General features: G+C 69.1%; 8 protein-coding genes. 2 read left to right on the top strand and 6 right to left on the bottom strand.

What is annotated here, in order from left to right; all coding sequences use genetic code 11:
- Positions 1–92: 92 nt before the first annotated feature.
- The gene (locus tag IT359_17015; protein MCC6930693.1) at positions 93–833 is read right to left on the bottom strand and encodes a 1-acyl-sn-glycerol-3-phosphate acyltransferase; all 741 of its coding nucleotides are present in this window, start codon (positions 831–833) and stop codon (positions 93–95) included.
- 89 nt (positions 834–922) lie between these two features.
- Positions 923–3,367 carry an ABC transporter permease gene (locus IT359_17010; GenBank protein ID MCC6930692.1) on the bottom strand — a complete coding sequence of 815 codons (2,445 nt, stop codon included), beginning with the start codon at positions 3,365–3,367 and terminating at the stop codon, positions 923–925.
- Positions 3,368–4,122: 755 nt separating this feature from the next.
- On the opposite strand from IT359_17010, the gene IT359_17005 reads away from it, so the two are divergent.
- A complete protein-coding gene (locus tag IT359_17005; GenBank protein MCC6930691.1) occupies positions 4,123–4,959 on the top strand; it encodes a DUF4198 domain-containing protein in 837 nt (278 codons plus the stop codon).
- Between the two features lie 6 nt (positions 4,960–4,965).
- Here the strand turns inward: IT359_17005 and IT359_17000 are convergent, their stop codons facing one another.
- The 4 genes from IT359_17000 to IT359_16985 form a co-directional block, all read right to left on the bottom strand.
- Entirely contained in the window at positions 4,966–6,513 is a 1,548-nt protein-coding gene (locus IT359_17000; GenBank protein ID MCC6930690.1) for an aminopeptidase P N-terminal domain-containing protein, read from the bottom strand.
- A 19-nt stretch (positions 6,514–6,532) separates the two neighbouring features.
- Complete coding sequence (locus tag IT359_16995; protein ID MCC6930689.1) at positions 6,533–9,046, bottom strand: TonB-dependent receptor; 2,514 nt, start codon at positions 9,044–9,046, stop codon at positions 6,533–6,535.
- 177 nt (positions 9,047–9,223) lie between these two features.
- Positions 9,224–10,021, bottom strand: a complete 798-nt coding sequence (locus IT359_16990; GenBank protein ID MCC6930688.1) for a gluconate 2-dehydrogenase subunit 3 family protein — start codon at positions 10,019–10,021, stop codon at positions 9,224–9,226.
- Positions 10,018–11,739: a GMC family oxidoreductase gene (locus IT359_16985; GenBank protein ID MCC6930687.1), complete on the bottom strand. Its 1,722-nt coding sequence runs from the start codon at positions 11,737–11,739 to the stop codon at positions 10,018–10,020. Before IT359_16985 ends, IT359_16990 begins: the two co-directional genes overlap by 4 nt.
- A gap of 261 nt (positions 11,740–12,000) precedes the next feature.
- Here IT359_16985 and IT359_16980 point away from each other — a divergent pair.
- On the top strand, positions 12,001–12,670 hold a 670-nt coding region (locus IT359_16980; protein ID MCC6930686.1), incomplete at its 3' end, for a dienelactone hydrolase family protein.

Genomic DNA, 12,670 nt, shown 5'->3' with positions numbered 1-12,670 from the left:
TAGCGGTTACTCGGGCGGTTGTCCGGGGTCGGGGTCATCGGGAAATGCTTGGATGACTCTGACCCCAAATGGGCAAATTGTGCCGCCGGCGATCACCCCTCCAGCTCTGCCACCAGCTCCACGCGCGCGGCGGCGATCAGGGCGCGCGTGCGATCGCGCAGTGCGCCGACGTCGGCCAACGTGAGCCCCGCGACGTCGATCGGGGCGAGGACCTTTACCCGCGCCCGCGCCGACTGAAAGCGGAAGGTCCCCTTGGCCATGCAGCCCCGCGTCCCGGCCACGACCAGCGGCAGGATCGGCGACTGCGTCTCGATCGCCAGGCGGAAGGCGCCGTCCTTGAACGGGAGGAGCTCCCCGTCTCGCGAACGAGTCCCCTCCGGGAACATCATCACGCTTACCCGCTTCCCCAGTCGGTCGCGCGCCGCGCGCATCGCCAGCACCACGCTCTTCCGGTCGCCGCGCACCACTTCGATATCCCCCGCCATGCGCATCATCCAGCCGAAGCAGGGGATCCTGAACATCGTCTCCTTCGACATCCACTTCATCTCCCACGGCAAGTGCGAGATGAGGAAGATGTCGGCGTATGACTCATGGTTGGAGACGGCGACATACGGGCGGCGCGGATCGCGGATCCTCACCCCCGACACGGAGAACTTCCACAACGGGTTGAGCTTGACCGACAGGACGGCCAGCACCCGGAGGAACCGCCCGGCGGCATAGCGTCCCTTGTCGAACGGGGCGGTGAGCGCAAAGAGGATGGCGGCGAAGGGCGTCGCGATGATGACGAGTGCCACCGTTTCGAACCACGCCCACGCGTTGAGGAGCTGAGCCATTCGCGAAACTTAATCGTGGCGGAAGAGGGGGCAGCCGAGCACCCACGCCCCGGCCAAGGCTGGGGACCATGTGACCGCAACCCGTCCCGCTACTCGCTCCGCATCGCCGAGACGGGGTCCACGCGCGCCGCCCGCCGCGCGGGCCACCAACTCGAGAGCACGGCCACGCCGAGGAGCAGCAGCGTGACCAGCACGAACGTCACGGCATCGGTCGGCGCGATGCCGAACAGCATCGAACGCAGCAGCTGCGCCGCCCCGAGCGACAGTGCGAGGCCCGCCACCACGCCGATCGCCGCCAGCTGCATGCCGCGCCGCAGAACCAGCGCGGTAACCGCACGCCGCGACGCGCCGAGTGCGACGCGAATGCCCAACTCGCGCCAGCGCTGCCGAACGGAGAACGTCATCACGGCGTGCACGCCGAGCGCGGCCAGCAGCAGCGCCAACCCCCCAAAGGCGGCCAGCAGGGCCGCACCGGCGCGCTGCTCGGCCGTGGCGTCCTGGCGCACGCGCGCCATGGTCACGACGCGATAGATCGGGAGGGCGGGGTCGAGGTCGTGCAACACGTCGCGCATGGCCGGCGCCAGCGGCTCGGCGCTCGCATCGCGACGCCGCAGCAGGAATGTCATCGTCGCGCTCCCCCCTTGCAGGTGTGCGAAGTACACGGCGGGGACACTTGGCGCCTGCAACGACTGTACGACGGCATCGCGCGACACCCCGATGATCGTTGCCCACGTCGCGCGATCGTCGCTCGCTCCCACACGCGCGCCGAGGACGTCGGTGGTGCCGAAGGCACGCGTGGCAAACGACTCGCTCACGATGGCGACACGCGGTGCGCCGGGCGCATCGTCCGCACCGAAGTCGCGCCCGGTCACCAGCGCGATCCCGAGCGTGCTGAAGTATCCGGGGCGTACCGACGAGATCGAGGCCACCAGCGGCGCCGTGAGCGGCGCCCCCTCCGCGCGCTGCGAGCGAATCCCCCCGCCCGTCCATTCGGTGAGAGGAAGGAGCGTGGTGAGCGTCGCGCGTTCCACGCCGGGAAGCGCGCTGGCGCGTTCGATCACCTGGTCGGCGAGACGCCGGGTGCGCGCGCTGTCGTACTGCAGCAACCTCGCATCGACGGAGACGGCGAGGATGCGATCGCTGGCATCGAAGCCCACGTCCACACGCTGTGCCGTGTCGAGCGAGCGCAGGAAGAGTCCCGACGTCGTGAGGAGGAGGAGCGAGAGCGCGATCTGAGCCGCCACGAGCATCCCTTGCAGCCGGGAGCGCCGCGAGGCGCCACCGCCAGCTGCACGCAATGCGGTGGCCACGCCATCGCGCGTGGCGTGCAGCGCCGGGGCGAGGCCGACGAGCACGGTCGTCCCCAGGGCGAGGGCGGCACTCGTCGCCACCACGCTCCCGTCGAGCGAGAGGTCGAGCGGGATCGGGAGTACGCTGGCGATCACCAGGTCGCCCCCCCACGCGGCGAGGAGCAGCCCCGCCGCGCCCGCGATGACCGCCAGGAGCAACGACTCGGCAAGCAGCTGCCGGACCACGCGTGCGCGCGATGCCCCGATCGACAGGCGCGTGGCGATCTCGCGCCGGCGTCCCAGCGCGCGGGCCAGCATCAGGTTGCTGACGTTGGCGCAGCAGATGAGGAGGATGAGCCCCGTCACCGCGGTCGCGAGGACGGCGAGCGGCAGGAGCTGCGTCTCCCCGCCGGCCGGGATCCCCGCCGACGCGTCGTACAGCTGCAAGGCGAACCCCGCGGGGCGCGCCGTATCGGCGACGGCGAGCGCGGCGCCGATGCGCCCAACGGCCGCCGCCGCCTGCGCGCGATCGCCGGGACCGCGCAGCCGTGCGAGGACGCGGAAGTTGCTGCTGGCGGGATCGTCGACCATCGACTGCCAGTCGGGGAGGAGCGTCCCGATCATCGAGCTCGGCATCCACAGCGCGCGCGCCTCTTCATCGTGCTCGGCGCCATTGAAACCGGGCGCCGTTACCCCAACGACCGTGAGCATGTGGCCATTCACGGTGATCGCCTTCCCCACGATCGCCGGGTCGCCCCCGAAGGCGGTGGACCACGTGGCGTGGTTGAGCACCGCCACCGGCTGCGGCGCCGGCGACGTCTCCTCCGCCGACGTGAAGCCGCGCCCCATCGCGAACCCCGCCCGGAGCTGCGTGAAGTATCCCCCGTTCACCGCCTGCCCCTTTACCCGTCGCGGCTCGCCGCCGCTCCCCACGAGCGAGAGTGGGAGGTCGCGCACCGTCACCACGCGCTCGAAGAGGGGCACCTCCTGCCGTAACCGCTCCGCCACCTGCAACGAGAGACCGACCGGGCGCGAGCGCTCGCGCGACGTCGACGCCACCCACAGGAGCATCGACGACTCCCCAACTCCCGGTCGCGGGCGCCGGAGGATCGAATCGGCGACGGTGAAGAGCGCCGAGTTGGCGCCAATCCCCAAGGCGAGCGTAAAGACCGCCACCAGCGTGAAGCCCGGCGCGCGCGCCACCTGACGGAGCGCATAACGAAGGTCAGTGAGGAGCGTACCCATGGCGGGGGTGGGCGCGAGGTGCGTGAGCGGGTTAGGAGGAGGCAGGGCGGCGATCGCGTTCAAGGCAAGGGACGTACCCGTTGGCGATCGCGTCGAAGTTGTTGTGATTGCGGGGCTTTGGGAGCTTTCAGCTTGGCCGGCGCGCTGGCGTGATCGTTCGGGGATGGGACGCGGTGTGCGGAAGCGAACACACGCGAGTGGTAGGCGAGCGGGGGGTTCGGGGTGGCGGGGAGTGAGGCGGCGACCGGCATCGGGCGGTGCACGACGCCGGGGCAAATGGGCCCCAGCTTTCGCTGGGGAGGGGGCGGGGAGTGAGGCGGCGACCGGCATCGCGCGGTGCACGACGCCGGGGCAAATGGGCCCCAGCTTTCGCTGGGGAGGGGTGGGGAGCGAGGCGGCGACCGGCATCGGGCGGTGCACGACGCCGGGCAAATGGGCCCCAGCTTTCGCTGGGGAAGGGGCGGGGAGTGAGGCGGTGACCGGCATCGGCCGGTGCACGGCGCCGGGGCAAATGGGCCCCAGCTTTCGCTGGGGAGGTGGACGCGACCGCAATCGCGGAGCACCATTCGCGATTCCTCGCGCCAGCGCTCCCCCTCGCACCAGCGCTCCCCCTCGCACCAGCGCTCCCCCTCGCGCCAGCGCTCCCCCTCGCGAGCCGCCCCCTCGCCCCGCCTCCCAAAGCCCGAATACCAGCACCCGCCAGCGCCCCCACCCCCTCGTCTTCTCGTCTTCTCGTCCTCTCGTCTTCTCCCCCAATGCGCACCCTCGCCCGCGCCACCGCGCTCGCCGCCGCCGCCGCCGCCGCCGCGCTCGTTGCATCTGCCGGCCTCCTCGCGGCGCACGACATGTTCCTGCGCCCGGCGTCGCACTTCGCGCGCCCCAATAGCCGGGTCCTCGTCCGCCTCCTCAACGGGACCTTCAGCAAGAGCGAGAACTCGATCGATCGCGACCGGCTCGTCGACGTCGCGGTCGCCTCTCCCGCGGGTCGCGCCAAGCTCGACACGGCGCAGTGGAGCGTGCAGGGCGACACGAGCACGTTCACCCTCGCCACCGGCGCCGCCGGCACCTACGTCCTCGGCACCTCCACCCGCCCACGCGTCCTCGCCCTCCCACCCAAGGACTTCAACCAGTACCTGGCCGACGACGGGATGCCTGACGAGTTGGCGGCGCGAAAGAAGGACGGGACGATCAACCAGCCGTCGAAGGAGCGCTATCACAAGCACGTGAAAGCGCTCGTGCAGGTGGGCGACACGCCAGACACGGGCTTTTCCACGATCCTCGGCTACCCGGCCGAGATCGTCCCGCTCGAGAATCCCTACGCCCTCACGATCGGTTCGACGCTCGGCGTGAAGATCCTCGTCGACGGCAAGCCGGTCGCACGCCAGTTCGTCCAGTACGGCGGACGCACCCCGGACGAGCAGCGCGTGAAGCAGCGCGACGTGCGCTCCGACGCCCAGGGCATCGCCCGCATCCCGCTCGATCGCGCGGGGACGTACTACGTCAAGTTCATCGATATGCGCCGCCTCACCGGCGACGCCGAGGCGAACTACGAGTCGAAGTGGGCGACGCTCACCTTCGCGATGAAGAAGTGATGCCGCCTACTGCACGACGGCCTTCTTCCGCAACGCCTCGATCTCGCTGATCTCGCGCGGCGCGAGCGAGATGCGCGTCAGTTTCCCCTTCTGCAGGATGTAGTCGTCCTCGATGCGCACGCCGGTGTTGCGGTACTTCACGGCCGCGGCCTTGGCATGCGCGATCATCGCCCGGTTGCGGGGCGTGTCGGGGAGATCCTTGAAGACGTTCTCCCGCACGTAGAGCCCGGGCTCGATGGTGAAGGCGTCGCCATCCTGGAACTGGTGCGGCGGCACATTGCTGAACTGTCCCGGGTCGTGCACGTCCAGCCCAATCCCGTGGATGAAGCCGTGGTAGATATACAGGTACCACTGCGGGCACGTCCCGTCCTTGTTGGCCCACGCGCCCGGGCACAAACCGGGCGGTGCATCAAACGAGGCGGTGGGCGACTCGATGAGGTTGAGCGAGGTGAGCCCCGCCTTGAGCACCACGTACGCCGAATCCGTCGGGACATTCCGCGCCACGCCGGGCCTGACCTGTCGTTCCGCCGCCTTCTGCGCGTCGAGGACGATCTGGTACACGGTGCGTGCTTCGGGCGTGTAGGTCCCGTCCACGGGGAGCGTGCGGGTCACGTCGGCCGAGTAGCCGTCATAGTAGGCCGCCACGTCCATCAGGACGACTTCGCCCCCCTTGGCCTCGCGGAACGACGCCGGCCAGTGCAGGATGGTCGAGTTGCCACCCGCGCCGACAATCGAGGTATAGCCCGGGCCATCGGCCCCCAGCTTGCGATACGTCGCCTCCATCACCGCCTGGATCTCGCTCTCCTTCATCCCGGGGCGGATGGTGCGCATCACTTCCTCGTGCGCCTTCGCCGAGATCTCGGCGGCTCGCGTGATGATCGCCAGCTCGGCATCGCTCTTCCTGGCGCGCAATTGCTCCACCGCGCGCGTGAGGTCGGCGACCTTGACGCCGGCATTCCGCAGTTGGAAGTCGGCGACGAAGTTGCGCCCGAACGAGAGCGTATCGCGCCCCTCGAACTCCGCCGACTGCGCGTCGGCGATGGAATAGAACGGGAGCCTCGTCCGGGCGAGTGAATCGGCGACCGCCTGCAGGTCCTCGGTGTAGCGCACCGCCAGCCCCAACTCCTTCGCCGCTTCCTGCGGCGTCTTGCGATCGCCGAGATAGAGCGCGGTACGCGGGTTGGGCTTCTCGACGAACAGTGTCGACGTGACGGCGCCGCCACGCTTCACCATCACGAAGGCCGCGTTGGACTCGAGGAAGCCGGTGAGGTAGCGGAAGTGCGGGTTCTGGTAGAAGGGCGGCCAGTGGTTCACCGGCTCGCGCCGACCGAAGGCGAGGACGACGCCGCTATCGAGCTTCGCGGCGAGCGCGGCGCGCCGCGTCGCGTACTCGGCGACCGGGATCTGCGCCGCCGCGGCGTTAGGCATCGCCATCACCGCCGCGCCGGCCAGCGCTGCCATCGTCGCCGCCGCCTGCACGGCAACGCCGGCAACCGCCGCGCCACGCATCGCGCATTGGGCAAGGCGAGACAAACGTCCGATAGCCTGAGTCATGGGAGCCGGGAGGACTGGGTCAGTAGAAGAGTTCGAGCGACGCCTGCACGCCGCGCCCATCGCTGGGCCAGACGCCGGGGCCGGGGTAGAACTGCGGGCGCTTGGTAAAGTACGCGCGGTCGAGGAGGTTGTTGATCCCCACGCGCACGCGCGCGTGGCGCGTCACGCCGAAGGCGGCGTTGACATCGGTGAGCGTATAGGCGGGGACCAGCCCCACCGCCCCATCCGCCGTGGGAGTGCGCGTGTTGAGCGCATCGGCAAAGCTCTCCCCCACGTAGCTCACCAGGAGCTGCAGCGAGCGCCGCCCCTGCTCGAACGCTATTCCGCTCCGGCTCATCACCGTGGGGACGCTCTCCACGCGGTTCCCCACGATGCTCCGGTTCGTGCCGCTCGCGACGACCGTTCCCGACGTGTAGCGCGCCTGGTAGAACGACGACGCCGTATGCACGCGCAGCGCCACCCCCGTTCCCTCCCAGAGGACAAGCTCCCCGGCCAGTTCGATCCCGCGCGTGCGCGAATCGCCCACGTTGGTGCGCACCAGGACGTTCGCGCTCCCCTGCGTTCGGCGCACCGTCCCGAAGCGCTCACCGATGCGCATCTCGAACGCCGAGACGTCGTAGCGCAGCCGCGATCCCCAGCGCCCGCGTCCCCCCGCCTCGGCGGTCCAGCCGCGCGAGTCCTTGAGCGCGGGGTCGGTGTATTCCAGCGCCGAGTTGGGGAGGACGTCCTTGAGGATCTGCGGGCGATACGACTGGCTCCACCCGCCGTACCACTCGATCCCTGCTTTCCCACGGTAGGTCGTGCGCAGCCCAAGGAGCGGGTACTGATGATCGATCTGCCGCGGGGTATCCGCCGGGTCATGGTAGGCGAGGCGCCCCATCAGCCGCGTGCGTCCCACTTCGGTGCGGAGGCCGGGAATCACGTCCCACCGGCTGTTGAGGCGGAAGAGGTTCTCCACGTACACGGCCCCGTTCTCCGTGCGATATGTGACATCGCGCTGGAAGCCGGCCGCCGTGATGGTGAGGTCGTAGTCGTCGCCGCGCGTTCCGGTTCCTTGCTGCTGACGGCGCATCCGGTTGCTGGAGAGGGCGATTCCCGCCGCCAGCACCTGCGTGCGCCCGTGCCACCACCACGTATGCGTCACCCGCGTCTCGGTCGTCACCGACTGGAAGTTGTCGATGTCCACCTGGCGCGGCGCGAAGGCACCCGAGGCGTCGGGCGCATCCGGCTGGTTGGCAAAGCCCAAGTACTGCACGCTGTTGCGCGGGCCAAAGACGCCCGAGACAGTGGTCGTCACGCGCGTCCAGTCGCTGTCGCCCCACGCGACCACCAGTGAGGGGACGGTGATGTTGGGGCTGTAATAGTTGCGGCTCCGCGTTGCCTGGCGCGGGTCGGCGGCGAACTGCGCGTCGGTGAGCGGCCCGGGGATGCGATACAGGTAGCGCGAGTGCCCCACCCGCCCCTTCACCGAGAAGTACTTCCCCAGCGGGGCGTAGTGCACCGCCAGGTACTCGGCGTCGGCGTTCGACGTCCCGTTGGTGCGATAGCCATCCGACCATCGCCCGCTAGCGTAGGCCGTGTAAGACCAGTCGCCCACGGTGCCGGCAAGGCTGTTGTAGGTGCTGCGCAGCCCGTAGGAGCCGGCGCTGTTGATCGACTCGAAGGCGGCGCGTCGGTCGGGCGGGGGCGCCTTGGTGACGTAGTTGAGCAACCCGCCGAACTGCGCTCCGTACTGCAGCGCCGCCGTCCCGCGCGTGAGCTCGAGCCGCTCGATGGCCTCCATCGGCGGCGAGTAGTGACTGGCCGGATAACCGTAGAGGTCGGAGTTGAGGAGCACACCGTCCTGGCGCACGTTGAGCTCCCATGAGCGGTGCGCATCGAGCCCTCGCGTGGAGATGTTCACCTGGTTCCCCGTGCCGTCCATGTCATACACGAAGACGCCGGGGACGCGAGCGAAGATCTGCCGAGCCGACTTCTCCGCGAGGTTGGCCGCCATCCCCGCCACCTGCACGACTTCGTTCTTGGTGCCGGCGTAGACGATACCGCCGGCCACGTCGGGTGCGTGCGTGACACCCTGCGGCTGTTGCGCGACGGTGTGGTGCCTCGGAAGTGCCTGCCACGCAGGACCGATCGAGACATGCTCGATGTTCATCGGGGCAATAACGAGCGAGATCTCCATCGCGGCTGTTCCCGACGGCTTCACGTCGACGTCGCCGTTCCACGCCTCGTAGCCGACGCGACGGGCGCGGAGCGAGTAGCGTCCCACCGCGAGCGAATCGAACCGGAATCGTCCGTCTGCGTCGCTCGTTGTCCCCCGCGTCGCATGCACCGCCGAGGTCAGATAGAGCGCGACACCCGCGAGCGGCGAGCCCGTGTTCGACGTCACCCGTCCCTCGAGCGTCGAGAGCGCCTGGGCCGGCAGCTGCACAGGGTGCGCCCACGCGAGGGCCGCCAATGCCACCAGTGGAAGGCGCGCCGTTGCGGCGCGCGCGCGACCGGGCAACGATGCAGCTGACGAGAGATGCGTTCTCATCGGTTTTCTCTCCTTCGCGACGGTCCCAACGAGAGCCGCGATGTCCCCGCGCGCCGACGTCGCTCGAGTCGCTGACGTCGCCGGCGATCTCGCCCAGAATGTGCAAACACCCCCCGAACCGACAATCGGGGGGTGTCCGCCTATCCGTCGTGAGATTCCCCTCGCGACACGACGCCGTCAGGCCAGCCCGAGGTGCCTCATCACCTCAGGCGGCGGACCGTCGAACGTCGCGAGCGCCACATTGCCCACGTAGCCAATGTCCTTCATCCCGGCGTCGGTCGTGTAGAACCCTTCCGCCGTGAGGTCGCGCACGCGGTCGAAGAACTTCGCCGCCTGCTTGAAGGCCGGCTTCGCCTTGGCGGCGTAGCAGATGTCGTCGCAGATGGCGGTGCGTTCCACATCGGTGATTTCATGAAACGCCTTGCCGAAGCGCTTCGTGCTCTCGACGTTGATCCACGCCAGCCCGCCGCGTACCTGTACCAGCGCTCTCTTGTACCAGTCTGCCGGCGCGCTCACGTATTCGTTGATGTACGCCGGGACGCCGACCTGCGAGGCCGAGGGGGACTTCTCGTCTGCGGGAATGATCATGTCGCACAGTGCCGTCAGCGTCGCCATTTCCGCTGCCGTCAGCTGCATCTCCCACGTGATCTTCGGGTTGAGCAAGTCGGGATCGCTCGGCGTGCCGCGCGGCCCGACAGTCGGCCGCCCGGTCGACGTGGGCACACCGCCAGCTGCACCAGGCGTGGCCGCCGCCCCGCCCTCGCCCCCCTTCTCCCCTGGGGCGCACGCCGCCACCGCCCCAACCACCGGCAGCGCCGCCGCCGTCGAGGCCAGGACCTTGAGCGCCGCCCGACGCCCCATCCCCTTCCCCTCTCCCCCTGGCGCGCGGCCGCTCCCCTCGGTGCGCGCGGCGTCCCCCGCGGTGAGAATTCCCTGCGGTTCCGGCGAATCCTCGCCAGGCATGCGCTCGCTCATCCGATGCTCCGCGTCTTCAGTTGGCCGACAATGTGATCGCACGTGCGCCACGCCAGCGCGAGGATCGACAACGTCGGGTTCTTGTCCGCGTTCGACACGAACGGCGCCCCGTCGGTGACAAACAGGTTCTTCACGTCCCACGACTGGCACCACTCGTTGAGGACCGAGTCGCGCGGCGATGTCCCCATCCGGCACGTCCCCACTTCATGGATGATCTGCCCACCCTTGGCAATCACCTTCGCCCCATCGGTCTCCACCTTCCCGTTCACCTTCCCCCCCATCTGCTCGATGATCTGGGCGAAGGTCTTCACCATGTGCGCCGCCTGGCGCGTCTCGTGGTCGCTGAACTTCCAGTGGAAGCGCAACACCGGGATCCCCCACTGGTCCACCACGTCCGGATCCAGCTCGCAGTAGCAATCCTCGTTGGGAATCATCTCGCCGCGCCCGTCGAACCACATCCACGAGCCGTAGTAGCGACGTGCTGCCTCCTTGTACTTCTTCCCGTACGCCCCCTCGGTGAGGTTCCCCAAACCACCAAAAGCGCCCGACCCGGGCATCGACCGCCCACCGCCGAACTCGATGTGGTAGCCGCGCGCGAAGCCGAGCTTGCCGCGCTTCTGCTCCTTGTACAGCCACCACGGCATGTACATGTGCATCCCGCTGGCGCCGTCCTGGTTGTGCGGCGGCGTGTTCTCCAGCGCCGGGATCTGCCCGCCGATCCCCGCCCCCACCGTGTCCATCAGGTACTTCCCCACCAACCCGCTCGAGTTCGAGAGCCCGTTGGGAAACTGGTTCGAGCGCGAGTTGAGGAGGATGCGCGCCGTCTCGGCGGCGCTCGCCGCCAGCACCACCACGCGCGCCTGGACGTGATGGTCGGTGCGCGTGCGCTTGTCGACGTAGGAAACGCCGGTCGCTTTCCCCGTGTTGTCCACCGTCACCTCGCGCACCATCGCGTCGGGGATGATGTCCACGTTCCCCGTGGCCAGCGCCGGCGGAATGAGCACCGTCGTCGACTGGAAGTTGGCGCGGATCGAGCAGCCATTGCCGCACGGCGTCGCCCAGAAGCACGCCTGCCGCTGCCGCATCGACTCGGCCAGGACCTTCTGCGCCAGCGGGTTGTCGGGATGGATCTTCCTGGGCAGCGTGTCGGCGTCCTGCCGCTGCGTCATGATCGCCAGGTGCGCCGGAATCACCGGGATCCCCATCGGATCGCACGCCTTCCTGGCGAGCAGCTCCGTGGCGCGCGGCCTGGGCGGCGGCATCAGCACGCCAGGTGACGAGCGCGGCGTGTTCTCCAGGTCGTCATCGCCGCCATACACCCCCACCAGCATCTCCGTCTTGTCGTAGTACGGTGCGAGGTCGGCATAGGAGATGGGCCAGTCGGCGCCGAGCCCATCGCGCGACTTCGGCTTGAAGTCGTACTCGCCCATGCGAAGCGAGATGCGCCCCCAGTGGTTCGTGCGCCCGCCGAGCATGCGGGCGCGCCACCACATGAAGTCGGAGCCCGGCGCCGTCGTGTACGGCTCGCCCGGCACCTCCCACCCGCCGTCGACCGTGGCGTCGTAGAAGCCGAACGGCTTTTCCTTCGACCCTGCACCGCGCAACGGCGCCTGGCGCGGGAGGTTGAACATCGGCGTCTCGACCTGCGGGTCGTAGCGGCGTCCCGCCTCGAGTACGAGGACCTTGAGCCCGGCAATGCCGAGCTGGTAGGCGGCCATCCCGCCGCCGGCCCCCGAGCCGACCACGATGACGTCGTATTGGGTTTGCGACTTCGGATTCTGCAGGAACACCCGGCGTGCACTCCGGTGAAGGTCGGGAGCCAATCTACGCGCGGAAGAGAGCTTGGGGAGGCGACCGCGAGTCGCCGGCGTCGGGAACGGGCGAGAGTGCTGGCGACTTCACCGATCACGCTGCACTCTGAAACCGCCGTCCCCCCGGTAACGGGACGACGCCCAACCCCTCCGGCAGGAGAGCGACCGATGGAGCGCAAGACTGCGCACGACTTCGACCAGGAGCTCCTCATCCTGTTCGATGCGTACGTCCACGGCGGGATCGATCGCCGCACCTTCCTCGATCGCGCCTCGAAGTTCGCCGTCGGTGGCGTGACCGCCGCCATGCTCCTGGAGCAGCTGAGCCCACGGTTCCTCGAGGCGCAGGTCGTGAAGCCCGACGATGCGCGCATCGAGCAGGAGTACCTCGAGTACCCGTCGCCTAACGGTTACGGGACCATGCGCGGCTACTTCGCGCGTCCCGCCGGTGCCAAGGGGCGGGCACCCGGCGTCCTTGTGATTCACGAGAACCGCGGCCTCAACCCGCACATCGAAGACATCGCGCGCCGCCTGGCACTCGACAACTTCGTGGCCTTCGCGCCCGACGCTCTGTTCCCGCTGGGGGGCTATCCCGGCGACGAAGATAAGGCGCGCGAGCTGTTCCCGAAGCTCGATCAGGTCAAGACGCGTGAAGACTTCATCGCCGGCGCGGCCTGGCTCAAGGCGCGGCCCGAATGCAGCGGCCGGTACGGTGCCGTGGGCTTCTGCTACGGCGGCGGCGTGGTCAATTTCCTGGCCACGCAGCTGCCGGATCTGGCTGCGGGCGTGGTGTTCTACGGCAGTTCTCCCGCGACGGCGGACGTGCCGAAGATCAAGGCGG

Source organism: Gemmatimonadaceae bacterium (assembly GCA_020852815.1).
Taxonomy (GTDB): domain Bacteria; phylum Gemmatimonadota; class Gemmatimonadetes; order Gemmatimonadales; family Gemmatimonadaceae; genus SCN-70-22.
The sequence above is the reverse complement of the archived record's forward strand: the minus strand, read 5'-3'. Positions and strand labels throughout refer to the sequence as shown.

Excerpts from the sequence above, each read along its gene's own strand:
- IT359_16985 (MCC6930687.1), bottom strand. The coding sequence starts at position 11,739 with ATGGCCGCCTACCAGCTCGGCATTGCCGGGCTCAAGGTCCTCGTACTC.
- IT359_17000 (MCC6930690.1), bottom strand. The coding sequence starts at position 6,513 with ATGACTCAGGCTATCGGACGTTTGTCTCGCCTTGCCCAATGCGCGATG.
- IT359_16990 (MCC6930688.1), bottom strand. The coding sequence starts at position 10,021 with ATGAGCGAGCGCATGCCTGGCGAGGATTCGCCGGAACCGCAGGGAATT.
- IT359_17005 (MCC6930691.1), top strand. The coding sequence starts at position 4,123 with ATGCGCACCCTCGCCCGCGCCACCGCGCTCGCCGCCGCCGCCGCCGCC.
- IT359_16995 (MCC6930689.1), bottom strand. The coding sequence starts at position 9,046 with ATGAGAACGCATCTCTCGTCAGCTGCATCGTTGCCCGGTCGCGCGCGC.
- IT359_17015 (MCC6930693.1), bottom strand. The coding sequence starts at position 833 with ATGGCTCAGCTCCTCAACGCGTGGGCGTGGTTCGAAACGGTGGCACTC.
- IT359_17010 (MCC6930692.1), bottom strand. The coding sequence starts at position 3,367 with ATGGGTACGCTCCTCACTGACCTTCGTTATGCGCTCCGTCAGGTGGCG.